General features: G+C 71.7%; 26 protein-coding genes. 5 read left to right on the top strand and 21 right to left on the bottom strand.

Annotation, left to right across the window (positions count from 1 at the left end; translation table 11 throughout):
- Positions 1 to 22 precede the first annotated feature (22 nt).
- From AB0A74_RS13440 to AB0A74_RS13360, 17 genes are all read right to left on the bottom strand, one after another.
- Complete coding sequence (locus tag AB0A74_RS13440) at positions 23 to 697, bottom strand: DUF2306 domain-containing protein (RefSeq protein WP_358249115.1); 675 nt, start codon at positions 695 to 697, stop codon at positions 23 to 25.
- 94 nt (positions 698 to 791) lie between these two features.
- On the bottom strand, positions 792 to 1448 hold the full coding sequence (locus tag AB0A74_RS13435) for a response regulator transcription factor (protein WP_358249113.1): 657 nt from the start codon (positions 1446 to 1448) through the stop codon (positions 792 to 794).
- Complete coding sequence (locus AB0A74_RS13430; RefSeq protein ID WP_358249111.1) at positions 1445 to 2575, bottom strand: histidine kinase; 1131 nt, start codon at positions 2573 to 2575, stop codon at positions 1445 to 1447. The genes AB0A74_RS13435 and AB0A74_RS13430 overlap by 4 nt, the downstream gene beginning before the upstream one ends.
- A 65-nt stretch (positions 2576 to 2640) precedes the next feature.
- Positions 2641 to 4863: a hypothetical protein gene (locus tag AB0A74_RS13425; RefSeq protein WP_358249109.1), complete on the bottom strand. Its 2223-nt coding sequence runs from the start codon at positions 4861 to 4863 to the stop codon at positions 2641 to 2643.
- Positions 4860 to 5489 (bottom strand): peptidoglycan-binding protein, encoded by a 630-nt coding sequence (locus AB0A74_RS13420; protein ID WP_358249107.1) that lies wholly within the window; start codon positions 5487 to 5489, stop codon positions 4860 to 4862. The genes AB0A74_RS13425 and AB0A74_RS13420 overlap by 4 nt, the downstream gene beginning before the upstream one ends.
- Positions 5490 to 5669: 180 nt before the next feature.
- Positions 5670 to 5999: a hypothetical protein gene (locus tag AB0A74_RS13415; RefSeq protein WP_358249105.1), complete on the bottom strand. Its 330-nt coding sequence runs from the start codon at positions 5997 to 5999 to the stop codon at positions 5670 to 5672.
- Between the two features lie 11 nt (positions 6000 to 6010).
- Positions 6011 to 7570, bottom strand: coding sequence for a lipase family protein (locus tag AB0A74_RS13410; RefSeq protein WP_358249104.1), 1560 nt, complete (start codon positions 7568 to 7570; stop codon positions 6011 to 6013).
- A 113-nt stretch (positions 7571 to 7683) separates the two neighbouring features.
- The gene (locus tag AB0A74_RS13405) at positions 7684 to 8643 is read right to left on the bottom strand and encodes a S1 family peptidase (RefSeq protein WP_358249102.1); all 960 of its coding nucleotides are present in this window, start codon (positions 8641 to 8643) and stop codon (positions 7684 to 7686) included.
- 127 nt (positions 8644 to 8770) lie between these two features.
- The gene (locus AB0A74_RS13400) at positions 8771 to 9259 is read right to left on the bottom strand and encodes a hypothetical protein (RefSeq protein ID WP_358249100.1); all 489 of its coding nucleotides are present in this window, start codon (positions 9257 to 9259) and stop codon (positions 8771 to 8773) included.
- A gap of 69 nt (positions 9260 to 9328) precedes the next feature.
- A complete protein-coding gene (locus AB0A74_RS13395; protein ID WP_358249098.1) occupies positions 9329 to 9637 on the bottom strand; it encodes a DUF1048 domain-containing protein in 309 nt (102 codons plus the stop codon).
- A 1-nt stretch (position 9638) separates the two neighbouring features.
- A complete protein-coding gene (locus tag AB0A74_RS13390; RefSeq protein WP_358249096.1) occupies positions 9639 to 9995 on the bottom strand; it encodes a DUF1048 domain-containing protein in 357 nt (118 codons plus the stop codon).
- Positions 9992 to 10318 carry a PadR family transcriptional regulator gene (locus AB0A74_RS13385; protein WP_358249095.1) on the bottom strand — a complete coding sequence of 109 codons (327 nt, stop codon included), beginning with the start codon at positions 10316 to 10318 and terminating at the stop codon, positions 9992 to 9994. Before AB0A74_RS13385 ends, AB0A74_RS13390 begins: the two co-directional genes overlap by 4 nt.
- Positions 10319 to 10478: 160 nt before the next feature.
- Positions 10479 to 13319, bottom strand: a complete 2841-nt coding sequence (locus AB0A74_RS13380; protein WP_358249093.1) for a BTAD domain-containing putative transcriptional regulator — start codon at positions 13317 to 13319, stop codon at positions 10479 to 10481.
- Between the two features lie 51 nt (positions 13320 to 13370).
- Positions 13371 to 13772, bottom strand: coding sequence for a YbaB/EbfC family nucleoid-associated protein (locus AB0A74_RS13375; protein ID WP_358249091.1), 402 nt, complete (start codon positions 13770 to 13772; stop codon positions 13371 to 13373).
- The gene (locus AB0A74_RS13370; protein WP_358249090.1) at positions 13769 to 14722 is read right to left on the bottom strand and encodes a hypothetical protein; all 954 of its coding nucleotides are present in this window, start codon (positions 14720 to 14722) and stop codon (positions 13769 to 13771) included. Before AB0A74_RS13370 ends, AB0A74_RS13375 begins: the two co-directional genes overlap by 4 nt.
- Before the next feature lie 8 nt (positions 14723 to 14730).
- Complete coding sequence (locus tag AB0A74_RS13365) at positions 14731 to 15054, bottom strand: hypothetical protein (RefSeq protein ID WP_358249088.1); 324 nt, start codon at positions 15052 to 15054, stop codon at positions 14731 to 14733.
- Between the two features lie 100 nt (positions 15055 to 15154).
- On the bottom strand, positions 15155 to 15799 hold the full coding sequence (locus tag AB0A74_RS13360; protein ID WP_358249086.1) for a hypothetical protein: 645 nt from the start codon (positions 15797 to 15799) through the stop codon (positions 15155 to 15157).
- A 188-nt stretch (positions 15800 to 15987) separates the two neighbouring features.
- Here AB0A74_RS13360 and AB0A74_RS13355 point away from each other — a divergent pair, with 188 nt between their 5' ends.
- Both AB0A74_RS13355 and AB0A74_RS13350 read left to right on the top strand, forming a co-directional pair.
- Positions 15988 to 17673 (top strand): aromatic amino acid ammonia-lyase, encoded by a 1686-nt coding sequence (locus tag AB0A74_RS13355; protein WP_358249085.1) that lies wholly within the window; start codon positions 15988 to 15990, stop codon positions 17671 to 17673.
- A 104-nt stretch (positions 17674 to 17777) separates the two neighbouring features.
- Positions 17778 to 18326, top strand: coding sequence for a hypothetical protein (locus AB0A74_RS13350; RefSeq protein ID WP_358249083.1), 549 nt, complete (start codon positions 17778 to 17780; stop codon positions 18324 to 18326).
- On the opposite strand, the gene AB0A74_RS13345 is transcribed toward AB0A74_RS13350, so the two are convergent.
- Together AB0A74_RS13345 and AB0A74_RS13340 are read right to left on the bottom strand one after the other, a co-directional pair.
- Positions 18307 to 18747 (bottom strand): hypothetical protein, encoded by a 441-nt coding sequence (locus tag AB0A74_RS13345; protein ID WP_358249081.1) that lies wholly within the window; start codon positions 18745 to 18747, stop codon positions 18307 to 18309. The genes AB0A74_RS13350 and AB0A74_RS13345 overlap by 20 nt on opposite strands.
- A gap of 304 nt (positions 18748 to 19051) precedes the next feature.
- Positions 19052 to 20098 carry a glycosyl hydrolase gene (locus AB0A74_RS13340; protein ID WP_358249168.1) on the bottom strand — a complete coding sequence of 349 codons (1047 nt, stop codon included), beginning with the start codon at positions 20096 to 20098 and terminating at the stop codon, positions 19052 to 19054.
- A 181-nt stretch (positions 20099 to 20279) separates the two neighbouring features.
- On the opposite strand from AB0A74_RS13340, the gene AB0A74_RS13335 reads away from it, so the two are divergent.
- The 3 genes from AB0A74_RS13335 to AB0A74_RS13325 all read left to right on the top strand — a co-directional run bounded on the left by AB0A74_RS13335 (position 20280) and on the right by AB0A74_RS13325 (position 24259).
- The gene (locus tag AB0A74_RS13335; protein ID WP_358249079.1) at positions 20280 to 20705 is read left to right on the top strand and encodes a DUF6196 family protein; all 426 of its coding nucleotides are present in this window, start codon (positions 20280 to 20282) and stop codon (positions 20703 to 20705) included.
- Positions 20706 to 20750: 45 nt separating this feature from the next.
- Positions 20751 to 21239: a SigE family RNA polymerase sigma factor gene (locus AB0A74_RS13330; protein ID WP_358249077.1), complete on the top strand. Its 489-nt coding sequence runs from the start codon at positions 20751 to 20753 to the stop codon at positions 21237 to 21239.
- Between the two features lie 164 nt (positions 21240 to 21403).
- On the top strand, positions 21404 to 24259 hold the full coding sequence (locus tag AB0A74_RS13325; protein WP_358249076.1) for a glycoside hydrolase N-terminal domain-containing protein: 2856 nt from the start codon (positions 21404 to 21406) through the stop codon (positions 24257 to 24259).
- Between the two features lie 36 nt (positions 24260 to 24295).
- Here AB0A74_RS13325 and AB0A74_RS13320 read toward each other — a convergent pair whose 3' ends face one another.
- Together AB0A74_RS13320 and AB0A74_RS13315 are read right to left on the bottom strand one after the other, a co-directional pair.
- Complete coding sequence (locus tag AB0A74_RS13320; protein WP_358249075.1) at positions 24296 to 25387, bottom strand: acyltransferase; 1092 nt, start codon at positions 25385 to 25387, stop codon at positions 24296 to 24298.
- Positions 25388 to 25742: 355 nt separating this feature from the next.
- Complete coding sequence (locus AB0A74_RS13315; RefSeq protein WP_358249074.1) at positions 25743 to 26672, bottom strand: aminotransferase class IV; 930 nt, start codon at positions 26670 to 26672, stop codon at positions 25743 to 25745.
- Between the last annotated feature and the right edge of the window lie 55 nt (positions 26673 to 26727).

Raw genomic sequence — 26727 nt, 5'->3', positions numbered from 1 at the left:
GAGGGTTGCGCAGGGAGGGTGGTCATCCGGTTCGCACCGTGCTCGCCGTGATCGGCGCACGTCGGGCTGTGGAGCGTCGGATCGCCCACTCCGCCACCGCGAGGTTGATCAGCCAGCCGGCGAGCATCAGCAGGGCTTCGGTGAACGGGTCGGGTGTGCCGGCGGCCAGTTGCCAGCCCCCGACGGTGAAGGCCTGGGTGCCCGCGCCCAGAGCGATCGCGTACGCACGTGTCATCCACGCGCGGTGGTGGACGAAGTTCCGGCGGCGGATCGCGGTGAAGCCCAGGACGAGGAAGACCACCCACGCCGTGCCGACGACGAGTCGGATGCCGGTGAGCAGGGGGCTGATCTCCGGCCGGTGTTGGAACAGGGACAGCCACAGGCCCGACACCGCGCCCACGAGTCCGCAGACGACCAGCAGCCGGCCCGCCACCCGGTGCCAACCGCGCCGCCGCGCGCGAAACCCCGGTGCGAACTGGAAAGCGCCGAGAACGGCGTACACGATCACGGCGACGATGTGCGCCACCAGGAATCCCGGAGCGCTCGCGTAGTCCCGGCCGCCGGAGGCGATGAGTTGCGGGCCGCCGCCCAGTTCGGCCAGGCGGAGGCTGCCGGCCACCACGGGGACGAGGCCGAGCGCGATCAGCCCGGCCGGCACGCCCCACGTGGTGCGCCGCTGCGGTGTTGTCGTGGTCATGCCCAGATCGTGGCCGGTGCGGCGGCTCGGATCATCGGGCGTTGGACCAGGAGTCGGACCGGCCGGAAGACCGGGCACCGGGTCGTACTTTCGGCTACCGCCGGACCCGGTGGGTCTCGTAGGCCCAGATCGCGATCTCCACCCGGTTGCGCACGCCCAGCTTGTTCATCAGGCTCGCGACGTGGGTCTTCACCGTGCTCAACGTGATGTGGAGCTGGTCGGCGACCTCGCTGTTCGTGCGCCCGGCCGCCACCGCGGCCAGCACCTGCTCCTCCCGCTCGGTGAGCGGTTCCACCGGCTGCGCCGGGGCCACCGGCGGCGCGGCGCCCGCGAACGCGTCGAGCAGCCTCGCCGTGACGCTCGGGGCGATCAGCGCCTCGCCGTTCGCGGCGGCGTGGACGGCCTGCGCCAGCAAGCCCGGACCGGCGTCCTTGAGCAGGAACCCCTTGGCGCCCGCGCGCAGCGCCGCGTACACGTACTCGTCCAGGTCGAACGTCGTGATCACGACGACCGCCACCGGGTCGGCCACGCCCGGCCCGGCCAGCGCGCGGGTCGCCTCGATGCCGTCGACCAGCGGCATCCGGATGTCGAACAGGCACACGTCGGGCCGCAGCCGCCGGGCCAGCTCGACCGCCTCCCGGCCGTCGGCCGCCGCGCCCACCACCTCGATGCCCGGCTGGGCGTCGAGGATCATCGTCAGGCCGGTGCGGATGATCTCCTGGTCGTCGGCGACGACCACGGTGACGCTCACGCGGTCCCCCCGACGCGCGGCAGCACGGCGGTCACGGTCCAGCCGCGCTCCGGGCCGGGACCCGCCTCGCACGTGCCGCCGAGCAGGCCGGCGCGCTCGGCCATGCCGATCAGCCCGTGCCCGCGGGCGGTCGGGCGGCTGGGGCGCTCGCCGTCGTCGGTCACCCACAGCCGCACCGCCCGGTCCTCGACGACGACCCGGACCCCGATGCGGGAGGCGTGCCGGGCGTGCCGCCGGGCGTTGGTGACCGACTCCTGCGCGAGGCGGTAGACCGCGGTGCCGACCGAGGGCGACAGGTCGGCTACCTCGCCGACCACCTCCACGTCCACGGTCGGCCCGAACGGCGAGCGGCCCGCGAGCCGGTCCAGGTCGGCCACGCCGGGGTTGGGCGCCAGGTCGGCCGGCTCGGCGTGCCGCAGCAGCCGGACCATGCCGCGCATCTCCGCCAGCGCCCGGGACGCCTCGGCCTCGATCACGCGCAGCGCCTCGACCGCGGCCCGCGGGTTCGCGTCGGCGGTCGCCAGACCGGCCTGGGCGCGGATCGCCATCGCCGAGACGTGGTGGGCGACGGTGTCGTGCAGGTCGCGGGCGAGCCGCTCCCGTTCCAGCAGCTTGGCCCGGTCCAGCTCACGCAGCCGCGCCTTGACCCGCCACCGCAGCGCGGTGCCGAGGGTGGCGGCCGTGGACACGACCAGCACACCGGCGAGCCCGTCGGACAGGCTCGTGTGGCCCTGCGCCACCGAGGCTCCGACGTTGGCCAGCACGACCAGCGACCCGAGCACCGCCTCGCGCCCGGAGCCCCAGCGGAACAGCGAGTACGGCAGCAGCAGGAAGTACGCCATCGTGGACATCTGCAGTTCGTGACCGACCAGCGCCGCGGCGACGCCGCCGACCACGAACGCGATCACGAGCACCAGCAGCGGACGGGTCCGCCGCCACCGCAACGTCGGCAGCACACCCACCACGACCAGCACCGAGACGACCGGTGAGGTCAGGTCGTCGCGCAGCACCCCCTCAAGCACGCCGAGCACCGCCAGCACGCCGATGAGCGCCCAGTCCCACCGGGCGCGCGACGGCGGGTTCGGCGGGCGGGGTTCGTCCCAGACGGCGCGGAGGAGCTCGTGCACCGAGTGATGGTATGCGAGCCGCTCCGACCGCAGATCGGTCTAAAGTACGAGAGTCCGGGGACGGATCAGCTGGTCGAGACCGTGGTGGGCGGGGACGTGACCGTCGTCGTCGGGCTCTCGGACGAGGGTGGCGTGGTCGTCGTCACCGGGGTGCTCGCGGGTGCTTCGGGCGTGGTCGGGCGGGGGCTCTCCGTCGTGGTCGTGGTGGGCGGGGTGGTGGTCGTCGTGCCGGGGATCGGGACGCCCTCCTCCCGCAGCACGTCGAGGATGCGGGACTTGGCGTCCTCCAGCGACTGCTGGATCTGCGCGGCCGTCATGCCCGGGACGTCCTCGGCCAGCCGGGACAGCTGCGCCCACACCTCCTCCAGCCGGGCCTTCGCCTCGGGGCTGAGGTCCTCGGGCAGGCTGACGACCAGCTGCGAGGCCAGCGCGTAGGTCACGCACTCGACGCACGAGTGGTTGACGGCGACGGCGACGTTCTCCGGCACCACGACGTTGGCCTCGCCGACCACCAGGACCACCTGGAAGGCGACGGCGACCGTCGTGCAGCCCCGGCACGACGCCAGCGCGTAGGCCTCGTTGCGGTTGTCCACCACGCCGTCGGTCTCCCACACCAGCGCGAAGGACACCTTGTACCGGACCGCGCCGTCGGTGGTGTTGACGACCAGGGCCTGGTTGTCGCCGGGACCGGGCGGTTCGGGTCGGTCGAACGGGAAGACCCACGTCGGCGCGCCGGGCGTGACCGGTTCCAGGACCATCGCCAGGACCGGCTTGTCCTTGCGGGGCAACGGCTTGTCGGTCGGCCACACGGTGCGGGCCGGCACCGGTTGGGGCTCCGGGCGCACGGGGCCGGGAGCCGACGCGAGGACGGGCGCGGCATCGGCGACCGTGCCGCGCTCGTCGGGCCGGATCGGCCGGTAGCGGTCGGGCTGGGGCCACCACGCCCACGCCAGGCCGGCGATCACGGCGACACCGCACAGCACCACGAGCGCACGCCGTCCGGGCCTGCCCGTGGTGGACTTCCAGGCGCGGACGCTGAGCCGTTGCGCGAGGCGGGTCAGCAGCAGGCCGATGCCGACCACGGGCAACGCGATCGCGACCACCGACAGCACCTTCACCAGCAGCAGGGCGAGGTCGCCGTCGTCGAAGGCGGTCCGCGCCGACCGCCACTGCTCGCCGACGCTCTGCCACGCCGTCCCCACGACCCGCGGGAACGCCAGCACCAGCAGGGCCGTGCTGGTCAGCAGCAACGGCACGACGACGAGCACCCACGTGGTCACGACCGCGCGCGCCCAGGGCTTGAGGGCCTGCGGCTTGCCCCAGCGGTGCGGCAGCAGGCCCAGCAGCGTGGGCTTGATGTGGTGGAACAGGTCGGGGACGCCGGTCAGGTCGGCGAGCACGTGGTAGCCGTCGTAGCGGACCAGCGGCGCGAGTTGGCGCACCATCTGGAGGATCTGCGTGGCGATGACCAGCAGCAGGGCGTCCCAGCCGGTCAGCCACCAGACGACGTGGACGGCGACCGCGACCAGCGCGTTGAAGTACAGCCCGCCCAGGTCCGTGCGCAGCCGACCGGCCCGGCCGAGCCGGTAGCTGTCGGTGACGTCGGTGTAGAACGCGGGCCAGAGCAGGTACAGGCCGAAGCCCATCGCGCCGGGGGTGGCGCCGCCGTAGCGCGCGGCGGCGGCGTGCCCGAACTCGTGGAAGCCCGCCGAGAGGACCGTCACCGCGAACACCAGCAGCAACAGGGCGGGCTCGTGGAACGCCTGGTGGGTGGCCCCGGCGAGGCCCTTCACGAACAGCACCCAGAACGACACGGCCGCGAACGCCACCAGCACCGTCGCCACCACCAGCGGGTGGAACAGCCGCGCGAACGGCGCGGTGATCCGGCGGGTGCGGGCGGGCTCGGTGATCACGCGGCGTAGTCGGAGGCCGAGCAGCGGTTCCGCCTTGCGGTGCGCGGGCGGGGAGCCGTCGAGCAGCCCGAGCGGTTTGAGCTTGGTGTCCAGGAGGGTGCGCACGTCGTCGGCGGACACCGTGCGGCCGATGGCGGGCCCGACGGCGGCGGCGATCCCGGCGAGATCGGTGCGCCCGTCGGCGGCGGCCAGCACCCGGTAGAGCAGCGGCGTGAGCTGGAGGACCTGGCCGTCGCCGCGGCGGACCAGCGCCGGCGGGTGGCGGTGGCCGGAGTCCCGCAGCGCGCCGATCAGTTCGACGTCGCGCGCGCGGCGCGGCGGGGACGCGATGTCCCCGCCGGCCGGCGGCGGTGCGGCGTTCATCGTCTCGCTCACTGGTCGATCTCGGACCTCTGCTCGGCGTTCGCCTCGGCGGAGCCGTCGATGGTCTGCTGGATGATCGCCTGCTGCTGCGCCACGGCGGTGGCCTCCGAGCCGACGGAGCCGAGGTTGGCGGCCACGGCGGCGTCGATCGGGGCGGCGACGTTGGCGTTGAGGGCGACCGCGCCGTTGATCGGGGCGGCCAGGTCGAGGTCGGCGGCCAGGTTCACGTCGAGGTTGAGCAGACCGCCGTCCAGAGCGCCGGCCACGTCCGTGGGCGCCGGGGTGTCGGTGACGGCGGGCGGCGGGGTCGGGGTGGTGCCCTGGCCGATGGCGCTGTCCTGGTCGGAGTTGGCCACCGCCTCGCCGGTGATGCCCTGCTGGATCGCGACGCCCTGCTCGGAGAGGGCCTGCGCGGTGGACCCGTCGGACAGCACGTTCGCGCCCACGGCGGCGTCGATGGGCGCCGCGACGTTGGCGTTGCCCGCGAGCGCGAGCCCGATCGGCGCCGCGAGGTCGAGCGCGAGGTCCAGGTCGACGTTCAGGTCGAGCAGCGAGTACACCTCTTTGTCCGGCAGGGCGGTGCCGCCCTCGGCGGCCAGCTCGTCGATCGACAGCGGTGGCAGCTGCGCGTCGCTCATCCGTCACTCCACTTCCTCTGGTCGCCGACCACCCACACGGCCGGCTGATGGTCCAGACCTTTGCCGGCTTCGGGGGCGGTCAAACGGGCCGAGCGGGGCGGTGCCGCGAATCGGCGGCAAAACCGTCCTGGTGGAGGGGATTCGTTGCGCCGAATGTCGGACGAGAGAAGTGAATTCCTTTCAGGACAGCGTGATGCCCGGCGGGGCCGGCTTGAGAACGGCCAACTCGACGTCGAAAGAGAATGGCATGTCCTCGGTGCTGGTCACCCACAACGTGCGCACGGTGGCGATGCCGTGGTCGATGTCCTCGATCGTGCAGGGGATGCCGGCGGGGCGCGGGTAGGTCGAGCCGGGGAAGAGGTCGCCGGTGAAGTAGGCGCTCTTGCCCACCAGTTGGTGGGGCCGGCCCTGGGCGTCGACCAGTTCCACCAGGACGATGCCCGGCTGCGGGTCGTCGGTGAGCCAGTGGACCGCGGTGGCGGGCAGTTCGCAGGTGTCGCCCCTGCTCAAGGCCGGTGTCATCAGAAGCGGCCGAAGAGCCAGTGGCCCGGGTTTTCCGGGGTGGGGTTGCGGCAGAAGGACATGGTGGCCTCGATCAGTTCGGTGATCTCGATGGTGCCGCGGTGGTTGGTGTCCAGGCGGTCGAACAGGGATTCGGGGAGGCCGCAGCGGGTCGACAGGGTTTGGAACTCCAAGCGTTCCACCTGGCCCGTGCCGTTGGTGTCGATCAAGGACAGCACGGCTGTCGCCAGCGGGTGGAGGGTTTCAGTGAAGGTGGTGTGGGTGGTGTTGGTTGCCCAAGTCAGGAATTCCGCCTTGCTGATGCGGCCGTCGTCGTCGGTGTCGGATTCGGTGGCCAGGGCGCGCCAAAGGGTGCGGTAGGCGGAGCGGACGGTCATCGCGGCGGGGGAGTGGGGTGGGTGGCCGAAGGACTGGACCAGGCGGAGCGCGAAGGCCTCGTAGTCGTCGCGGCCCAGGTGGCCGTCGCCGGTGGCGTCCAGGAGGTCGAACCGGAACGGGGCGGGGGTGTGCGAGTGGCCGGTGAGGCCGGCTGCCCAGGTCGTCGCGTCGGTGCCGGCCGCGGTGAGGATGGTGCTGTGGGTGGCGTCCGGGTAGGTCGTCAGGTGCACCGTGCTGCCGGCTGCCGTGATGTCGGTGGCGAAGTCGTGGATGACGGTGGACGGCACGATCTCGTCGTTGCCGGCGGCGGCCAGGAAGAGCGGGCGGTCGAGGCGGGTGATGGGGACTCGGCAGTCGTCCAGCACCCGGGCCACGTCCTGGTGGTCGGTCAGGTTGGTCATGCCGGTCTGGTGGTTGGTGAAGTCCCTGGTGGCGTGGAAGATCTCGACCAGCGACAGCCGGGCCGCCTGGTCGACCAGGGTGGCGCCCCGCGGGGTGAGGAACGTGTGGGCGAGGGTCGGGTGGCGGGTGCGCATGCCGGCCAGGACGATCGGCACGAACGGGCAGACGGGCGCGGCCGGGTCGCTGGTGCGGGCGGCGATGACGCGTCTCAGGTGCACGGGCGGGGCCAAGGCGACCGTGCCGAGGAAGTCCAGCTCCGGGGCGTAGTTCGTCGCCATCAGCGCCGTGAAGAGGGCCGCGTGGCCGCCTTGGGAGAAGCCCGCGACCAGCCAGCGGCGGTCCAGCGGGTGGTCGAGTCGTCGTGCGGCGCGGACGATGTCGATCACGTCGTCGGCGGCCGCCTCGCCGTTGAGGTACGGGTGCGGTCCGGGGGTGGACAGCCCTTCGTAGTCGGTCGCGGTGACGGCGTGACCGGCGGCGAGCCAGGCCGCGATGTGGGCGCGTTCGAGCCGGAGCAGGCCGGTGCGCGACGGCGCGGTGCGGTCGGACAGGCCCGTGGTGCCGTGGGCGTAGCTGATCACGGGCCAGCCGTCGGGCGGGGGCGTGCCGTCGGGGACGAACACCGACCCGGTGACCAGCCGCCCCCGGCCGTCGTGGCCGACACCCTGGTAGAACACGCGGTACGCCGCCCCCGTGTGGTCGGGCCGGAACCGGCGCGCCAGGGGGACGGCGCGGATCAGCGTGCCGGGACGTCGGTGGGGTTCGCCGCGGGTGGTCATCGCACCGGGACGTTAGCCGTTCCGGTGTCCTCGGACGGGTGAATCGACTGCGACTGCCGGGTGAGCGGCGACATGCGGGTCTCCGTGCGCTTCGGGACGTCGTGGAGACCCACTCAGGACGCGCTGACGACGGTGACGCCGAGTTGGGCCTTGATGCGGCTGTAGGGCTCGACCCAGCCGGTCATGTCGGTGAGGTTGCGGCCGAAGACGATGCCGCGGATGAGGATGTTCGTGCCGCTCTTGGCGAAGAACGGGCCGCCGGAGTCGCCGAGGTCGGGCAGCACGCCGAGCTTGAAGCTGACGACGTGGTCCTTGCAGCCGTTCTTGGTGCACGCCATCGCGTCGGCGTCGACCACCTTGTGCCCGCACTGCTCGCCGGTCGTGCGCCCGGAGTGGCAGTAGCCGCCGACGTCCATCAGGGGGTCCATCGCGGACAGCACCGGGGCGCTGGTGGAACTGTCCACTCCGCCCAGGTAGACGCGCGGCGCGTAGGACTGGTTCTTCAGCAGCGCCATGTCGTGGGTGGTGCTGATGCCGTTGGTGACGGTGCCGACCGTGACGCCGCCGTTCTCCGTGACGGCCACCTGTCCGTTGGGGTAGCAGTGGCCGGCGGTCACCATGAACCGGGTCGCGGCGGCGTTCTTGACGGTGAAGCCGGTGGAGCACTTGTCCGTGCCCCCGCTGGGGCGGATGCCCGCGCCGCCGTAGAACGGCGCGCTGTCGGACTTGCGCGACGCGGTCTCCTCGACGCCCTGGCCCACGGTGCGCACCACGTCGGCGTGGCCGTCGATCAGCCGCGCCAGCACGTCGGCGGGGGCGTTGGTGCCGACGACGACCGTGCCGGCGTCGAGGTCGCGGTAGACGCTGAACTCGTGGGCGGTGCCGTTGGCGGCGACGTGGTCGAGGACCCGGTCGCGGATCGCCCTCGACGCCCTGGTCAGGTGCTCCGGGACGACCGCCGGGGCGGCGGCGGTCTCCTCGCGGCTGTAGAGGGGTTCGTCGGCCAGCGCGGGTGGTGTGATGGCCAGCAACGCGCCCGCGGTGAGGGCGGCGACGAGACGGTGGGCACGCATCGGTTGACCTCCGGGTGGTGTGGGGCTTCACCCGTGTCGGCGATGCCCAGCGAACGGACAGAGCCGTCGAGGTCGCTCTTGATACGCGCCATCACACAGATGGGTGACCTGTTGCGCCGTGCCGGACCTACCGGGCCTTTTCGCTGTCCGTGTCGCAGAACATCAAAATCCCGACCACGTCGAGTTCACCCGACCGCTCGCGCGCCCACTCGTCGTCGGTGACGCCGGAGTCCGCCGGGCGGGCGCTCTGGGTCCGGTCGTGCTTGCTGACCGACACCAGGCAGTACTCCGGGTGGCCGGTCGCGACTCCGATGTCCATCCCGTCGGTCGTCCGGGACCCGCCGGACGGCTCGACGGCGATGCCGGACACGAGGTCGATCGTGTCCTCGGTCGCCGGTCCGACGTAGTAGGCGGTGACGAACTCGCGGCCGTGCTCGACGTCCTCCACCTTCTTCGCCAGCCGGTAACCGTCGATCGAGACCTGCTCGGCCACCCGCGCCAACCTGCGGTCCCGCTCACCCGACTCCCACCACAGCCACGCCGCGACGACCGCGATCACGACCGCGAACGCGCCCACGAGCACCAGCAGTGCCTGTACCGGTCGACCGATGCGCATGTCCCCCCCGTTGTCAGCCGCTCCTGATTCTGCCTTTCGGCTGCATCCGGCCCTGCGCCGACCTGTGGCCTAGGTCCTTCTGATGGACTCCTGGTAGAGGTCGGCGTAGGTGCGGGAGTCCTTGATCAGGCCGTCGGCGAAGGCGGCCACGTCGTCGCCGATGAGTTCGAGGACGCCCTTGCCGGACGCCGCGCCCTCCGCGAAGAAGTCGACCAGGTCCTGGAGCAGGGTGCCGTCGGTCAGGTCGAGCGGACCGACCTTGAAGAAGTACTTCTGGATCTCGTTGTAGACGATCTGGTGGTCCGGCGGGAGCGACCTGACCCTGGCCACGTGCGCCCGCCACTGCTTCTTGCCCTCGACGATGTCCCGGATGCCCACGTCAGCCTCCCAGCCGGCTCAGTTTCCTCGCGACGTTCCTGTTCAACTGCTCGCGCCACCGGTCGCGGTACGTCCGGGCGCCCGCGCCGCCGGCCAGGGCCGCGCAGAAGCCCGCGATGTCGTCGCCCAGCACCTCGTGGACGTCCTGGCCGTCGGCCGCCGCCTGTTCGAGCAGGCCGAGGGCTCCGTCGAGGATGGGCATCAGGTTGCGGCCGGTGAAGTCCGCGTAGGGGGAGAGGTGTCCCTTGATCTCCGCCCAGGCGGCCCGGTGGTCGGCCGGCAGGGCCGCGGCCCGGGCTTCGAACGCCTTGTACTCCCTGGTCAGGTCGCTGCCGGTGATGGTTTCCCAGAAGCTCACCGTCCGCCCTCCTTCAGCTTGTCGATCCTCGATGTGATGAACTCCCACCTGGCCCAGAACGTGGCGAGCTCTTCGCGCCCGCTGTCGTTCAGGGCGTAGAACTTGCGCGGCGGGCCCTGGCCGGACGGTCGTTTGGTCACCTCGACCAGGCCGTTCTTCTCCAGGCGGAGCAGGATCGTGTAGACCGTGCCCTCGACCACGTCGGTGAAGCCCAGTTCGTTCAGGCGGCGCGTGATGGCGTACCCGTAGGTCTCCTCGTTGCCGATGATCTCCAGCACGCAGCCTTCGAGCGTGCCCTTCAACATCTCCGTCAGGCCGTCCAAGCGACCCTCCTGGTACCTAGTGTCGCTGAGTACCAGTACACGGTATCACAAGGTAGTGGGGCGTCGGCACGACTGTCGGCGGCGTCGGGTCCGGCGCTCCGCCCGCGGCGCGGTCCGGATCACCCCGCTCCGCGCCCCGCCACGCGGCTTCCCACTCGCGTCACCAACCGGCGGTGCGGGCCAGGGCGGCGGTGGTTTCGGCCACCAGGTCGGGGTTGTGGAGTTCGCGGGCCAGGGCCAGGGCCTCGGTGTGGGCGGCCACGGCCTCGTCGTCCAGGGACAGGTCCGTCAGGACCGCGCCCAGGGTGGACAGGGCCAGGCGCAGGCCCCAGCGGTCGCCGGTGGTGCGGGCCAGGGTCACGGCCCGGCGGAGCGTGTCGGCGGCGCGCCCGGGGTCGCCGTCCAAGTGGTCGCAGCGGCCGATCCCGCACAGGGCCAGGCATTCGCTCCAACGGTCGCCGATCACGGCCGACAGGTCCAACGCTTGCGACAGCAACGGGCGGCCGTGCGAGCCCAACGCGAAACCGTGGCCCACCAAGGCAAGCGCCAGTCCCCAGTGGTCTTCTTCCTGCGCGCACAAGGCGGTCGCGAAGGTGTACCACTGCACGCTCAACGCCGCCTCGCCCGCGTGGTAGTGGGCGTTGCCCAGACCCAGGTACGCCCTCGCCAAGCCGGTGCGGTCGCCGGCACGCCGGTAGCACGCCACGGCCGACTTCTGGTGGCGCACGGCGTCGTCGTGGTTGCCCATGCGCGAGTGGATGAGGCCCAAGTGGTTGTGCGTCTTGGCTTCCCCGTGCGCGTCGGCGGTGCGGACGTCGAGGACCAACGCGCGGTAGTGGTGGTCCAGGGCGGCGTCGAAATCGCCGCTGCGCCAGTGCGCCAGGCCCAGGTTCTTCAGGATCTCGGCTTCCGCGGCCGGGTTGTCGTCGTGTCCGGCGGCGGTCAGGGCTTGTTGGTGGGTGGTGACCCAGTCCTGGAGGTGGCCGCGCACGAAGAAGAAGCGCCACAGGGTCTGCGCGAGCTGCCAGCACCGGGTCCACCACCCGCGCGTGAACGCGACACCGACCGCGGCCACCAGGTTGCGGTGCTCCATTTCGAGCCACGCGATCGCCTCGGCGGAGCTCGGGAACGCCGGCAGGTCGAACCGCGCCACCGCGATCGGGAAGCGCACGCGGCTGGGTTCGAGCGCGTCGGCGGCGCGGGCCGCGGTGTGCAGCAGGAAGTCGCAGAGCCGCGCGGCGGCGGCGTCGCGGTCCTCGGCGCTGTCCTCCCGGGTGGCCAGCGCGCGGGCGTGGTGGCGCAGCAGGTCGTGGAACCGGAAGCGGCCCGGCGTCGGCTCCAGCAGCAGGTTGGCGTCGTGCAGGCCCTCCAGCAGCACCTCGGCCTCGGCGGCCGGGACGGCGGCCACGGCGGCGGCCGTGCCCCGGTCGAACTCCACGACCGGTGCGGCCCCGAGACCGCGGAACATCCGGCGCTGCGCCGCGTCGAGCTGCCGGTAGGACAACGAGAACGCCGCCTCCACGCCGCGGTCGCCCGCCCGCAGCTCGGCCAGCCGCCCGTGCTCGTCGCCCAACCGCTCGGCCAGGTGCGCGATGGTCCACGACGGCCGCGACCGCGCCCTGGTCGCCGCGATGCGCAGCGCCAGCGGCAGGAACCCGCACATCCGCGCCGCCTCGTGCACGGCCGCCGGCTCCTCGTCCACCGGCTTGCCCAGCACGCGTTCCACCAGCGCGACCGACTGGTCCAGGGGCAGCACGTCCAGCGAGAGCCGGTCGACGCCCTCCAGGCCGGTCAACCGGTCCCGGCTGGTCACCACGACCCGGCACCCGCCGCCACCGGGCAGCAGCGGCCGGACCTGCGCGGCGTCGGCCGCGTTGTCCAGCACCACCAGCACCCGCCGGTCCGCCGTCCACGCCCGCCACAGCGCGGCCCGGTCGTCCAGGCCGCGCGGGATGGCGTCACCGGCCACGCCCGCCTGCCGCAGCAGGCTCTCCAACGCGTCCACCGCCGCCACCGGCGCCTGACCGGGGGAGTGGCCGTGCAGGTCCAGGAACAGCCGCCCGTCGGGGTGGCGGGCCGCCACCCGGTGGGCCATGCGCAGCGCCAACGCCGTCTTGCCCACGCCCGCCATCCCGTCGACCACCGTGACGTGCCCGCCGGCCAGCAGGCGGCGCAGCTCGTCGTCGCGGCCGGTGAAGTCGTCCAGGTCGCGGGGCAGGGTGTTCGGCGGCTTGGGCCGTTCCGCCGGGGCTTCGGAGGACAGGACCTCCTGGTGCCGCCGGCGCAGCCGTTCACCGGGCTCGGTCCCCAGCTCCTCGACCAGGAGCGCGCGGGTGCGGCGGTAGTGGTCGAGCGCGTCGGCGCTGCGACCGCCGAGGTGCAGGGCGAGCATGTACTGGGCGGCGAGGCGCTCGTCCAGCGGGTGTTCGGCGGTGCGGGCGGCCAGCGCGGGCAGCAGCTCCTCGGCCCGTCCCAGCCGCAACAGCGCGTCGGTGAGGTCGCCCTCGACGGCCAGGCGTTCCTGGCGCAGCAGCTCGCGGTAGCCCGCCGCCCAGTCACCCGGGATGCCGGTCAGGGCCTCGCCGCGCCACAGGTCCAGCGCCTCCCGCAGCACCCGGACGGCGCGTTCGTCCGCGCCGCCGCGGGCGAGCGCGGTCAGTCGCCGGAAGCGGTGCAGGTCGACGGCGGCGGGATCGGCCTGCACGACGTAGCCGCCCGACCGGTTGGCCAGCTCCACCCCGGGCGGGAGCACCTTGCGCAGGCGGGAGACGTAGGTCGAGAGGGTCGTGCGCGCGGTGTGCGGCGGCTCGTCGCCCCACACCCGCCGGATCAGCCGCTCGACCGGCACCACGTGGTTGAGGTCCACCGCGAGAGCCGCCAGGACGCAACGCTGGCGCGCCGGGCCCGAGTCGACCGGTCGCCCGTCGAGGTGCACCCGCACCTCGCCCAGCACCGCGAGCTGACCCGACACCTCTGCTCTCTCGCCGGCGATCCCCTCCACCCGTCCTGTATATCGACTTCGGGCGCCGGCGCGCAGACGATCGCGGCCACGTCACCAGTCCGCGCCGCGCAGGTAGGTCGGCGGCGGCTCCTCGTCGGGAAGCGGAGGACGAGCCGGAGCGGCCGGGGCGGCCGGAGCCGGCGGGACGGGCGAGCGGGCGACGAGCCCCAGGTCGACCAGCGGTGCATACAGGCCGTCAGCCTCCTCCCGGGCCCGGCGGACCGCCGTCCGCACGGTCTCGACGATCCGGTCGGCCAGGGCCCGGTGCGCGTGGCCGAGGTCGAGGGTGAGCAGCGCGCCGGTCGGGTCCACCGTGACGCGCACGGTGCCGTCGGGCGAGGTGGCGTGGCCGCGGGAGTCCATGGCCCTGCCGTGGACCATGTCGATGATCTTGTCGGCGTCCCGGCGCGTGGCGTCCTCGTGCATGCGGCGGAACTCGTCGGCGGCGCTCATGTCGTCAACCTCGAAGCGATGGGGGACCGGGGTTGTTCGGTCTGGGCCTGCTTGGTCTTCTTGTCCAGCCAGCGGTCGACGTTGTCGGTCCGGTGCTCCGGGGTGAGTTGGCCGCCGGGGTTGCGGTCGAACGCGCCGATGTCGAGCGGTTGCGGCGGTGGTGTGAGGTCGCGGCTGGAGATGCCGCGCAACTTGCGCTCGACGTCGATGTTGGCGGCGTCGAGCTGGTCCAGGACCTGGCGGGACGCACGGAGGTAGTTCTGGGCGATGTCCTGGTACTTCTCGGCGTCCAACGACTCCTTCGCGGCTTCGGCCGCGATGTCGGTCGCCACGGCGGCCAAGGCCCCCGCGAACGCGGTCATACCGCTGCTGACGACGGTGACCGCGGCGGCTGTGATGGTGGCCAGGGAGGTGATGACCACCTTCCAGCCGGAGGCGCGATCCTGCGCGGCCTTCTGGTTGAGCGCGCCCACGAACGCGTCGGCCAGGGCGAGCCAGTCCTCGCGCGCCTTCTTCACCGCGCCGGCGCAGCCGAGGACGGAGGCGGCCAGGTCGGCGGTGGCGTCGCGCTGCTCGTTGACGAAGTCCATGATCGCGCCGCCGTACGTGGCGCACGCCCCCTGCGCCTCGCCGCGCCAGTTGCGGAACATGGTGTTGCAGCCGTCCTGGAACTTCTCCATGCCGTCGTCGAGGGCCAGGCGGTTGGCCGCGACGGTCTCGTAGACGCGGCCCATCATGTCCAGGTCCTGGTGGCACAGCGCGGCCGGCACCGCGTAGAAGTCGTCACGGCCGACCCCGGACATCGGCAGGCCGTGGAAGGTCTGCTGTGTCGCTTCCAGCGTCCCCCAGGGGAGTTTGCTGGTCAGAAAGCCGACCCAGAGGTCGAACATGGCCAAGGTCAGCCAGTTGTCGCCGCTGTTGAACGTCGCGTCGAACTCGTGATCCTCCACGATCCCCCTCAGTCCCGGCGCAGTGCCCGGAGGCTGTCGGCACCCGCCTCGTCCACCACGCGATAGGTGCGGACGACGTCCTTCAGCGCCTCGCGAAACGCCTCCAACGACGCCACCGCCGCCCGCTGCCCCTCCAGCACCGCCCCGACCGCCTGCACGTAACCCGCCATGACGGCGAAGTTGTCCAGCATCCGGTCGGGGTCGGCGTCCTCGACGGTCTCGACGTCGGAGAGCACCTTGGCGAAGTGCTCCACCGCCGGTTCGACCTCGTCGCGGATGCCCCTCTCCAACTCGGCCAGGTCGGCCTGGAACTCACGTCGCTCGTCACCCACGCGGCCCAGCGTCGGCGTCGGTCGTTGCACGGGGGTTGCAGAGCGGTGGAATCGCCTGGTCGCGGTACGTCGTCACGGCCCGCGGCGGAACTCCGTTGGGCTAGGCCTTGGTGAGCAGGTCGGCGGCGGCCGGGAGCATTTCGGTGAGCAGGGTCAGGCTTTGCTCTCGGGTCGCGGCGAAGGTGGTCAGGGTGGACGTCAGGTCCTTGTGGCCGAGCAGGGCCCAGCACACGTGGACGGTGCCGTTGTCCTCGCAGTACGTGTACGCGGCGCTGACACCCGGCGGGGTGGGGAGGGTGATCGGCGCGGTGACGTTGAGGGTGTGGTCGCCGGTGTCCCTGGTCGAGTAGACGTACTCGCGGCAGGACTGCGCCATGTCCTGCGTCTTGGCGACGGCGTCCGCGCCGGTGCGGTCCTGGTACCACGTGACCACGTGGACGAACTGGAAGCCGCGGTTCTTCCACTCGCGGTGGTGGTTGACGTGGTAGCCGAAGACCTGCTGGCCGGTCGTCTTCGGCTCGGCGCACGGCAGGGGGAGCTGGATGCGTTGGCCGTTGGAGTCGGTGCCGGGTTCGGGGACGCCGAAGCGGTCCAGGGCGTCGGCGGGCAGGGTGGCGGCGCGGACGCGTTGCGGCGCCAGTTCCGCCGGCGCGGGGGTGGAGGTGGTGACCGTCGTCGTCGTTGCCGGCGGAGGGGTGGGGGTGGCCGCTTGCGGTTCGGCCGTGGTGCAGGCGGCGGCGAGCAAAGCTACGAGCGGTAGTGCACGTCTCACTGGAAGTCCCCCGATGGTGATGGTGCCGGCGGGTGAGGATAACTCTCCTTTGTGGCCGTTCCACCGCCGGCCGCTCGACCGTGAACGGTGTTGCTTACCCGATGGTGCGGTTCGTGGGTCGGCCGGAGGTCGTCCGGGCGTCGCGGTGCCACGATGAGCCGGTGTGGAGACGGCTGCTCGTGGTGTTCACCGCCGCTTTGGTCGCGATGGCCGGCACCGGTGCCGTGTCGCCGCTCGCGGTCGCCGAGCGGCGGGTGGACCTGGTGCTCGACGGTGACTCGCTCGGCTGGGACCGGCTGGTGCAAGTCCTGGAGGCCGACCGGCTGACTGTGCGGCTGGACCTGAAGGCGCGGCGGAAGATGGTCGAGGCCCGCGACGGCGCGTTGGACGCGATCGCCGCCGGGCAGCGGGTCTACGGCTGGAACCAGGCGCTGGGACCGTTGAAGGACCAGCCGCTGGCCGAGGCCGACCGGGTCGAGTTCCAGCGCCGGGTGCTGCGGTCGCACGCCGCCGGTGTCGGGCCGGCCCTGTCCGACCGGGTGGCCCGGTTGGCGCTGGTGTTGCGGGCCAACACGATGGCGCGCGGCACGATGGGTGTCCGGCCGGAGGTCGTGGACCGCGTCCTGGCCCTGGTCGGGGCCGGCGTCACGCCGCGCATGCCCGAGATCGGCTCCCTGGGCACCGGCGACCTGCAACCCATGGCCGCCGCCGGGCTCGTGCTCACCGGCGAACCCGCGCCCGCCCGTTTCCAGGGCCGCGAGGCCCCCGCGCCCGAGGTGCTCGCGGCGGCCGGACTGCCGGTGGACTTCCCGTTGGAGCAAGGGGAAGCGCTGCCGTTGATCAGCGGCAGCAGCGTGCTCACCGCTCGTTACGTCGACGCGGCCGTGCGGGCCGAACGCCTGGCGGACACGTTCGACGGCGCGTTCACCCTGTTCCTGGAGGCGACGCGGGCCGAGCAGGGCGCGTTCGACGCCCGCACCCACGACGAGCGGCGCATCCCGGCCGAGGTGCGGGCGGCGGCGACGGTCCGGGCCCTGATCTGCGGCACCGGGTGGATGACCGAGGAGGGCCGCAAGCGCCTGGGGGAGGAACACCCCCGTGTCCAGGACGCGGTGTCCGTGCGCGCGACACCGCACATCACCGGCGCGTTGCGGCAGCGGTTGGCCGACGCGCGTGGCCACATCGAGCGCGAGGCCAACGCGTCGACGTCCAATCCCCTGGTCTTCCCCAAGGCCGGCGGCGGGCACGAGTTCGTGATGGGCGGCAACTGGGACGCCGCCCTGCTCGGCCACGAGATCGACGCCCTGAACGCGCAGGTCGCCGACCTGGGGGTGCTGTCGCAGGAGTTGTCCGCGCGCCTGTTGGCCGACAAGTGGAGCTACCACCTGCCCGCCAACCTCGCGGGCGGGGAGGTGGGCCTGAACTCCGGCATGGTGCAGGTCCAGAGCGTCGCCGTCGCGCTGGTGCCGGAGATGCAGCGGCTGGCCACCCCGGCGGGCACGCTGTCCCGGCCGGCCAAGTTCGGCCAGGAGGACCACAACACCATGGCCATGGCCTCGGTGCGCGCCCTGCACGACAACCTCGACCGGCTCGAAACGGTCCTGGCGGTGCAGGTCTTGATGGCCGCCCAGGGCATCGACCTCATCGCCGAGAAGATGACCGGCCTGCCCCTGGGCGCGGGCACCCGACGCGTCCACGACCTGGTCCGCCGCCACGTGCCCCGCCTGGACGACGACCGCTACCTGACCCCCGACCTGGAGAAGACCACCGACCTCGTCCGCAGCGCCGCCATCAGCCGAGAAGTCCGCGCCGCCACCGCACCCGCCGACAACAAGTGCGCGGCATGACACCCGATCACGCGAATCGGTCGGTGAACGCGCCCTAGTGGTTCGGCTCGGGTCGGGCAGATGGGCGCTTGAGCCGCGGTCCCGGTGTCGGGACGCTGCGAACTGTGAACCCGATCGTCGCACAGGTGTTGACCATCGCCGGCGTCCTGCTCGGCTCGGCGGCCACCTTCGTCGCCACTCACACGATCGAGCGAACCCGGTGGCGACGGGCCCAGTCGGCGAGGTGGGACGACAAGCGCCTGGCCGCGTATTCGGAGTACGCCGAGTCGGTGAAGCACATGGTCCGGCTGTGCCGCCGGATCGCGGAGACCAGGGGTTTCCTGACCACCGGCCAACCCGTGGACCTCGACGCGACCTTCGCCGCGCTCGCCGAAGCCGAGACCGAGCGCGCCGCCAGGTGGGAAACCGTCCTGCTGCTGGGCGAACCGGACACGATCTCGGCGGCGCGGGCGTGGAGCGAGCAGGTGTGGCGCCTGGAGCGGATCCTGCGCGAGGCCGACCCCGACCGGTCGTCGTTCGCGGAGGCGTACCGAACCGCGATGCGCCTACGCAACACCTTCTACAACCACGCCCGCACGGACCTCGACATCACCAGCGGCCCGCTGCCCGAGCTGGAGTGGAAGTCGATCCAGGTCAGAGATTCGTCCGACTAGGGAAGCTGCCGGCGCTCCTCCTGCGGGCGCGGGTCAGGGGTAGGAGGGAGATCGCGAGGAGGATGGGGAGCCACAGGGCTACTCGTTGCCAGAGCAGGTCCTCGGTGTGGGCGGCGTGTGTCTCGTGGTAGATCATGTGGGGCAGGCTGAACACCAGTGAGGCGATCAGGACCGCGCGCACGAACACCGGCTCCGGCCACTTGACGCACACCGCCGCCACGGGGGCGAGTTGCAGCGCCGCCAGGCCGAGGTCGCGCACCAGGTGTTCGTTGTACGGCGGGTGCGCGCTGACCCAGGCGTGGTCGGGGGTCGGGAACCCCGAGTAAAACCCCTCAGGCGACACGACGGCCCACAGCGCGGGCCCCGCTTGCCACAGTGCCAGCACGATGATGCCGGTGCGAAGCAGAGTCGTGGTCCTCACAGCCTGTCCCCAAATCCGTGATGAACGCGCTTGCGCCGGACCTCTTCCGGCGGACCAGCGCCCGTTGCGCACGGATAGCCGCCACGCACGCGTATACACGCACCGGCCGTCGCATCACCTGGAAGGGTTGGTGTGGACTTTCGGGTGAATCTGATCCACTGGTTGCCCGGAAGGGCGGCACGACCGGGCGGACAAGCGGGGCCGGCGGGCGCCGCGGTGGGCGCCCGCCGGAGGGTGGGTTGCTGGACGGCGAGTTCCCTTGGGGAGCAGCCGTATGGGGTGGCGCGTGGGAAGGTGTAGCGCTTTACGTAGCGCGTTTGCCGTCGAACGCGTTCGTGGGTGGGTAGGCCGGGCTTTCGGTGGCGGTGGACCGCGCTGGGCGGTCCTGGGCCAGGTTGGGGGTCAGTTCGCCCTGGTTCAACACTCGGGGGTGGTGGTAGGTGGCGCGGACGGCGGTGTCGGGGTTGAGTTGCTTGTCGTCGAAGAACTCCGGCCACGCCATGAAGTACGTCCAGTCCGGCTGGCCGGCCAGTTCCTGCGGGGACGGGACGCGGCCCACCTCGGCCAGGGCCAGGGGCTTGCCGGCGGCGATCTGTTTCAGGGTGGTGTAGTAGGTCTGGGACGGCCAGAAGCTGTTCCACGCGTCCAGGGACACCACGTCCGCGTACGCCGCGCCGGGGTAGTAGGCCGCGATGCCTGCGGGGTCGAGGTCCTTGACGTTCCAGACCCACGCCATGCCGGTCAGGCCCCTGGCGCGGACCAGGTGGTCGTACGTGATCTGGTAGAGCCGCCGGCTGCCGTTCGCGCCCGGCCGGCCGCCCCACCACGACCAGCCGTCGTTCATCTCGTGCAGCGGGCGGAACAGCGGCTGCACGCCGGCGTCGAGGAGTTGGCGCAGGAACGGCGCGATCTCGTCCAACCTCGACTTCCAGGCGTTGTTGAGCGCGGTGCCGTTGGTGATCAGCTGCGTCCACTGGGCGTCGGTGAGGTCGTCCTGCACACCGGCGTCCCAGCCGCACGCCGTCGGCCGGGTGGGCGGGCAGACGTGCCAGGTCAGGGTGACCAGGGAACCGTTGCGCCACTCGGTTTTCGCCTGGTCGACCATCGTCTGGCGGTGGTTGACGTCGTCCTGGGCGAACAGGAAGTCGCCGCCCCACAGGCCGGGGTACCGGCCGGTGATCGCGTGCACCTTGGCGGTGTGGCGGGTGGGGTCGGAGTTGGGCTCCTTGTTGTGCATCCCGCTGATCGTCGCCGTTCCACTTATTCGGTTAAGGAGATCGACGACCGGACGGGGTGGGGGTGCGGCTTGCGCTGCCGGTGCCGTGGCTACCAGCAGCAGGGCCGACAGCATCATCGCTGTGCGCACTGCGTCCTACCTCTCGAAGGTGGCGGCCTTCCGGGGGAGCGGCGGAGTGCTGACGGTAGCGATTAACCGGTTAAGCGGTCAAGGGCGAGGCGGCGGGACGGGAATGGGCGGTGGGGTGGGGGAGTTGCCACGGGGGACGGGTGGAAGGGGGCGGGGAATGGTCAGCGTGAGCGTGGAGACGGCGGAGCAGTCCGAGCGGCGGTTGCGTCGGGTGATCGCCGAGGCCGACCTGGTCGTGCACGACGGCGTGTGGGGGTTCGAGGAGTTCCCGGCCGACCAGCCGCCGGAGATCACCGGCGAGACGCTCGCGGTGGTGCGGGATCGGGACAGTTGGAGTCGGTTGGCGCCGCTCACCCACGACCGCGGGAGTGTGGAGCGGTTCGGGGTGTTCTCGTTCCACTTCCCCGACCAGGTGGACAACAGCGGGTTCGTCGGGTGGCTGGCCACCAGGTTGAAGGCCGAACTGGGCACGGGCGTGTTCGTCGTCTGCGGCAGCAACCGCGCCCGTGGCGGCATCTACGACTACTGGGGTTGCCCGATCGACCTGCTCGACCGGGCCGTCGCGGTGGTCCAGGCGCTCCGCAGCGTGTGACCGAGGTCACGGGGACGCGAAGCGGCCCTGCGACGGAAAACAGGTGTGACCGAGGACGAGTTCCAGCGCTACGCGGCGGCCAGCGCCGCGATGATCCGCCGCTTCGCCTACCGGTTGTGCGGTGACGGGCACCTCGCGGACGACCTGACGCAGACCACGCTGGCGAAGCTCTACGTGGCCTGGCCGCGCCTGGGCCGCGAGGTGAACCTGGACGCCTACGCCCGCAAAGTGGTGCTGCGCACGACGATGGACGAGACCCGGCGGTCGTTCCGCAAGCGCGAGACCGTGGTCGAGGAGTTGCCGCCGGTGAGCGTGTCACCGGCCGCGGTCGAGGACGTGCTGGACGTGCGCGCCGCGCTGGTGCGGTTGCCGCCCGGCCAGCGCGCGGCCGTGGTGTTGCGGTACTGCGCGGACCTGAGCGTGGCCGAGACGTCCGAACGGTTGGGGTGCGCCGAGGGCACGGTCAAGAGCCAGGCGGCCAAGGGGCTGGCCGCGTTGCGCGAGATCCTGACCTCCGACCGGGCCGCCGCCTGAGGGCCCGACCGCGAGGGTCTGCTCCTCACATCGGACGTTTCGGCGCTGTCGGTTCGTTGCCAACCCACCGTTGAGGGCTATCGGTCGTGCATACATCGGATCTATGCTGCCCGAGGTCTGGCCGGGCCTCGGAATCCGATCACCCCACCCAACGGAGGGTGTCCATGCGTAGACCGCTAGCGAAGTCGTCGGCGGCGTTCGTGGCGCTGGCCCTGGTGTCGGCCGGCCTCGCGGCGCTGTCCGAACGGCCGCCGCGCGCGCACGCCCAGCAGGCCGCGGACGGCAACACCCTGTGGTACGACGAGCCCGCCACCGACTGGGAGAGCCGGGCGCTGCCGATCGGCAACGGCGCGCTGGGCGCGATGGTGTTCGGCGGCGTCACGTCCGAGCAATTGCAGTTCAACGAGAAGTCGCTGTGGACCGGCGGTCCCGGCGCGGTCGGCGGTTACGACTCCGGCAACTGGACCTCCCCTCGGCCCGGCGCGCTGGACGAGGTCGTCGCCGCCATCGACCGGAACGGCTCGGCCGACCCGTCCTGGGTGGCGGGCAAGCTCGGTCAGCCCAAGACCAACTTCGGCGCGTACCAGACGTTCGGCGACCTGCGCCTGGACATGGCCGGGCACGGCACCGCCCACTCCGGGTACCGGCGCGAGCTGAACATCGGCGACGCCATCGCGAAGGTGAGCTACACCGACAACGGCGTCGTGCACAGCCGCGAGTACTTCGCCAGCCACCCGGACGGCGTGGTGGTGGGTCGGCTGGCCGCGAACCAGCCGGGCCGGGTGTCGTTCACCCTCCGCTACACCTCTCCGCGCGGCGACTTCACCACGACCGCGTCCGGCGGGCGGCTGACGATCCGGGGCGCGTTGGCCGACAACGGCATGGTGTTCGAGGCCCAGGTCCAGGTCGTCACCGACGGCGGAACCGTGACCGGCAACGGGTCCTCGATCACGGTGTCCGGCGCGAACAGCGCCATGTTCGTCCTCGGTGCCGGCACCAACTACGCCGACACCTACCCCAACTACCGCGGAACCGACCCGAGCGCACGCGTCAAGTCCAGAGTGGACAGTGCGGCGGCCAGGTCCTTCACGACCCTGCGCGCCAACCACACCGCCGACCACAGGGCGCTGTTCGACCGCGTGCGGCTGGACATCGGCCAGGTGATGCCGAACAAGCCCACCGACGACCTGCGCGCGGCCTACACCGGTGGCTCCTCGCCGGACGACCGGGCGCTGGAGGCGTTGTTCTACCAGTACGGCCGCTACCTGCTCATCGCGTCGTCGCGGACCGGCTCGCTCCCGGCGAACCTCCAGGGCGTGTGGAACAACTCCACCTCCCCGCCCTGGTCGGCGGACTACCACACGAACATCAACGTCCAGATGAACTACTGGCTCGCCGCGCAGACCAACCTCGGCGAGACGGCGGAGCCGTTCGTGCGGTTCGTGGAGGCGCTCAAGGCGCCCGGTCAGGTCACCGCGGCCGGCATGTTCGGCACCGCCGGGTGGGTCGTGCACAACGAGACCAACCCGTTCGGCTTCACCGGCGTGCACGACTGGGCCACCGCGTTCTGGTTCCCCGAGGCGAACGGCTGGCTGGCCTCCCAGGTCTACGACCTCTCCACCTTCACCCGGGACCCCGCCCTGCTCGACCGGGCGTACCCGCTGCTCAAGGGTGCGAGCGAGTTCTGGCTGGCGAACCTGCGCACCGACCCGCGCGACGGCAGGCTGGTCGCGACACCGAGCTACTCGCCCGAGCACGGCCCGTTCACCGCCGGCGGCGCGATGGCGCAGCAGATCGTGTGGGGACTGTTCACCGACACCATCGCCGCCGCGCGAGCCCTCGGCGTCGATGCCGACTTCCGGTCCCGCGTGCAGGCCAAGCTCGACGCGATGGACCCCGGCCTGCGGGTGGGCGGCGGCGGGCGGTTGCAGGAGTGGAAGAGCGACGGCATCACCGGTGAACCGCGGCACCGGCACGTGTCCCACCTTTACGCGCTGCACCCCGGACGCCGGATCACCGCCGGCACGGCGTTCGGCGAGGCCGCGAAGGCCACACTGCTCGACCGGGGCGACGGCGGCACCGGCTGGAGCAAGGCGTGGAAGATCAACTTCTGGGCGCGGCTGCTCGACGGCGACCACGCCCACAAGATGGTCGCCGAACAGCTCAAGTCGTCCACGTTGGCGAACCTGTTCGACACGCACCCGCCGTTCCAGATCGACGGCAACTTCGGCGCGACCGCCGGCATGACGGAAATGCTGCTGCAGAGCCAGAACGGCGACGTCCACGTCCTGCCCGCGAAGCCCAGCGCCTGGACCGGCGGTTCGGTCGCCGGTCTCAAGGCCCGGGGCGACGTCACCGTCAACGCGTCCTGGACGGCGGCGGGCGGCGTCGACTTCACCGTCACACCGGCCGGCTCGGGTCCCCTGACCGTCCGCAACGGCATCTTCACCGGCCGGCACACGCTCATCGACACCGCCACCGGGCAGCCGGTCGCGGGCACCCGGGTCGGCGACCGGGTCACCTTCGCCGCCACCGCCGGCCGCACCTACCGCGCCACCGGCACGCTCGACCCGGCCAACCTCGCGTTGCGCGCGGCGGCCGGCCAGTCGAGCACGTACCACACCGGGGCGGTCGCGAGCCGGGCCGTGGACGGGAACACCAACGGTGACTTCTGGGCCGGTTCGGTCACGCACACCTCGGACCGCCCGCTGGACGCGAACCCGTGGTGGCAGGTCGATCTGGGCGCTTCGCACGCGGTGAGCACGGTGAAGTTGTCCAACCGCACGGATTGTTGCGCCGACCGGTTGCGGCAGTTCTACGTGTTCGCCTCGGACACGCCGTTCACGTCGACCGACCCGCAGGTGACCGCCGGGCAGCCGGGCGTGTGGAAGCACTTCCAGGCCACGGCGGTCGGCACGACGTTGTCGTTGCCGGTCAACCGCACCGCGCGGTACGTCCGGGTCCAACTGGTCGGCTCGGACCGGCCGTTGTCCCTGGCGGAGGTCCAGGTCTTCGGTTAGTCGGAGGGGCCGGTGGGAACACCGGCCCCCGTCCGGCTAGGCGGCCAGGACCGGTTCGCGCTTGCGGCGTGAAGTGGCGAACCGCCTCATGATCGGCCGCTCCACGAACGTGAAGGTCGCCCAGGACAGGACCAGGGTGACCGCGAACAGCAGGAGCATCACGACGACCGTGGTCGTGGTGCTCCAGTCCTGGCCCGTGCCGAGCCAGTGCTGACCCAGGACCAGCACCAGGTAGTGCCACATGTAGAAGGCGAACGACACGTCACCCAGCCACACCATGAGCTTGCTGCCGAGGAACGTCGGCTGCCGGTCCACGTCGGCGACCGCGGCGGCGGCCACCAGCAGGCCGAGCGGGACCAGCATGACCGCGCTGAACCGGTAGAGCGGCCCGAACAGCGAGGCGACGAAGTACGCGCCGACGGCCAACCCGACCGCCCCGCCGAGCTTGAGCGGCAGCGGCCGACCGGTCAGCACGATCCTGGCCAGGAACATGCCGAAGACGAACGTCAGCAGCTGGGTGGGCGGCAGGTGGAAGACGAACCACAGCTCCCGGTCGCTGTAGCCGAACGGGAACGGCTGCCCCTCGGGCAGCAGCGCGGCGAAGCTCGGCAGCGCGAGCACGGAGGCGGCCGAGAGGGTCGTCCAGAGCCACAGCCGTTCCGGCCGGACCCGCTCGACCAGCTTGATCAGGAACGGGAAGGCGAAGTAGAACAGCGCCTCGCACGACAGCGACCAGGCGACCACGTTGAACCCGGTGCGGACGGTGAGGTCGGGGTGCCAGCTCTGCAGCAGCAGGACGTTCAGCACGCCGTCCCCCGCGTCCAGCGTCGCCCCCGTGACCAGGCCCAGGACGACCAGCGCGGCCACGAACGTGAGCAGGTGGTTGGGGTAGATCTTGAAGAACCGCCGGCGCCAGAACGCCGGCGCGGTGTCGCCCGGCCGCACCGACCAGGTGAGCACGAAGCCGCTGAGCATGAAGAAGAACGTCACCCCGGTGAAGCCGCCCTGCATGAACAGCGTGTCGGCGTTCTCCTGCGCGTCGGGCGAGACGAACGGGAAGAGCAGGGTCGCGTGGAAGAAGAAAACGAGACCGGCGGCGACGAAACGCGCGCCGGTCAGTGACGGCAAGCGGGTCGGCACATTTTGTGCCGGCGGTGTGCTCAATCGAGGATCGACAGTTCCATGCGCCACGGATGTACCCCCTGGATAGTGCGGACGGGCGACGGCCTTCCCCCAAGAGCGCCGTCGATTCGCCCAGTATCAGCGCACGACTGCCCGCCCGCACAGCACCCGAACAGAGCAGGTCATGCGCCTGATCAGCACCGTTGGGCAGCAATTTTTGCGGGAGTTCGGCCACGCCGATATCCGCCTGCGGCCATTCGGAGTCCGTGGGCCTTCACCAGTTGTGGACGTACCTTTTGAGGCGGTAACCGCATTTGGTGACGCACGTGTTCCGAGCGTTTACCGGGCGTGACTGAACGCGCTAGTTGAATACTTCTGGCAATTGCGTTGCCGGCCTCGGTCGGACCGGCGTTGACCACCGGTCGTCTTCGTGGCGGGCCCAGTAGCGGTCGCGGAGGCGTCGGGTGTGGGGGCCCGGGCGGCCCGAGCCCACCGGCCGGCCGTTGACCTCCGTGACGGGCATGACGCCGCCGGCGGTCGAGGTGACGACGACTTCCGTCGCGCGCAGCACCGCGTCCGCGCTCAAGTGCCCTTCCTCCAGCGCGACGCCGTCCTCGGCGAGCAGTTCGATCACCGACTGCCTGGTGATGCCTCCCAGCACGCCGTTCTTCGGCGTGACCCACCGGTCGTCCACGAAGGCGAAGACGTTGTAGCCCGCGCCTTCGGTGATGCCGCCGGACTGGTCGCGCAGCACGACCAGTTGCGCGTTGTGGTCGTAGGCCTCGAACTGCGCCATCTGGATGTCCAGCCAGTGGTAGTTCTTGACCGCCGGATCGACGCTCTCGGGGGCGATGCGCGGGCGCGAGCTGATCCACAGCGACGCGCCGTGCTCCTGCTGCTCCGGGGTGGTGATCCACACGAACGGGACCGCGAAGGCGTAGAACCCGTTGCGCGCGGCCCGGATGTCCCGGCTGCCCGGCACCGTCGTGCGCCCGCGCGTGCAGGTCATCGACACGTACGCGTCGCGCAGGCCGGCGCGGCCGACGCACTCGTGCAGCACGTCCTCGATCTGCCGCCGGGTGAGGCCGGGGTCCAGCCGCAGGGCGGCCATGCCCGCCTGGAACCGGTCCAGGTGGCGGTCGAGCCGGTAGAACCGGCCCTTCCACACGTGCACGACGTCGTACGTGCTGTCGCCCTTGGTCAGGGCCATGTCCAGCACGGAGATCCGCGCCTCCCCGACCGGGCAGAACCGCCCGTCGATGAACGCGACACCTTGCCCCACCTCGTCCATGCGCCACCCTCCGCGAAGTCCGGACCACTGTGACGCGGTAGGGACGGGTGGCACA

It is taken from the genome of Saccharothrix sp. NPDC042600, from assembly GCF_040647305.1.
GTDB classification, from domain to species: domain Bacteria; phylum Actinomycetota; class Actinomycetes; order Mycobacteriales; family Pseudonocardiaceae; genus Actinosynnema; species Actinosynnema mutabilis.
Note: the sequence above shows the minus strand (reverse complement) of the source record. Positions and strands in the feature narration are given on the sequence as shown.

Coding starts and splice junctions, on each gene's coding strand:
- AB0A74_RS13440 (WP_358249115.1), bottom strand. CDS start 697: ATGACCACGACAACACCGCAGCGGCGCACCACGTGGGGCGTGCCGGCC.
- AB0A74_RS13420 (WP_358249107.1), bottom strand. CDS start 5,489: ATGAGCGACGCGCAGCTGCCACCGCTGTCGATCGACGAGCTGGCCGCC.
- AB0A74_RS13410 (WP_358249104.1), bottom strand. CDS start 7,570: ATGACCACCCGCGGCGAACCCCACCGACGTCCCGGCACGCTGATCCGC.
- AB0A74_RS13405 (WP_358249102.1), bottom strand. CDS start 8,643: ATGCGTGCCCACCGTCTCGTCGCCGCCCTCACCGCGGGCGCGTTGCTG.
- AB0A74_RS13400 (WP_358249100.1), bottom strand. CDS start 9,259: ATGCGCATCGGTCGACCGGTACAGGCACTGCTGGTGCTCGTGGGCGCG.
- AB0A74_RS13375 (WP_358249091.1), bottom strand. CDS start 13,772: ATGAGCGCCGCCGACGAGTTCCGCCGCATGCACGAGGACGCCACGCGC.
- AB0A74_RS13340 (WP_358249168.1), bottom strand. CDS start 20,098: ATGCTGTCGGCCCTGCTGCTGGTAGCCACGGCACCGGCAGCGCAAGCC.
- AB0A74_RS13325 (WP_358249076.1), top strand. CDS start 21,404: ATGCGTAGACCGCTAGCGAAGTCGTCGGCGGCGTTCGTGGCGCTGGCC.
- AB0A74_RS13315 (WP_358249074.1), bottom strand. CDS start 26,672: ATGGACGAGGTGGGGCAAGGTGTCGCGTTCATCGACGGGCGGTTCTGC.